We start from the raw sequence: 509 nt of genomic DNA, 5'->3' as shown, positions 1-509 counted from the left end.
GCGCTGGAACTGGCCGGGGCACTCGACGCAAAGCGCACCAAGACCCACGGCCCCCTCTACGGCGTCCCGGTACTGCTGAAGGACAACATCGACACCGGCGACCGCATGCTCACCACCGCTGGCTCACTCGCGCTTGTCGATGCGCCGGCCTTGCGCGACGCCGGTCTGGTCGAACGCTTGCGCAAGGCCGGCGCGTTGGTGCTGGGCAAGACCAACCTGAGCGAATGGGCCAACTTCCGTTCCAGCCACGCCAGCAGCGGCTGGAGCGGGCGCGGCGGACAGACGAAGAATCCCTATGTGCTCGATCGCAATCCCTGCGGTTCCAGCGCTGGCTCCGGCGCTGCGGTGGCGGCCGGGTTGGTCACGGTGGCGATCGGCACCGAGACGGACGGCTCGATCATCTGCCCCGCGGCGATGAACGGCATTGTGGGCATCAAGCCTACCCTTGGCCTGGTCAGCCGCAGCGGCATCGTGCCGATCAGCGACAACCCTTTCTCTTATACGCATCT

1 protein-coding gene is annotated in these 509 nt (G+C 66.8%); it reads left to right on the top strand.

Translation table 11 applies throughout. The features are described 5' to 3' along the window. Positions 1 to 509: amidase family protein (locus B1991_RS18535; protein WP_246031239.1), on the top strand; the 509-nt coding region annotated here is incomplete at both ends.

The sequence above is a fragment of the Rhodanobacter lindaniclasticus genome (genome assembly GCF_004799035.1).
Taxonomy (GTDB): Bacteria; Pseudomonadota; Gammaproteobacteria; order Xanthomonadales; family Rhodanobacteraceae; genus Rhodanobacter; species Rhodanobacter lindaniclasticus.
The sequence above is the reverse complement of the archived record's forward strand: the minus strand, read 5'-3'. Positions and strand labels throughout refer to the sequence as shown.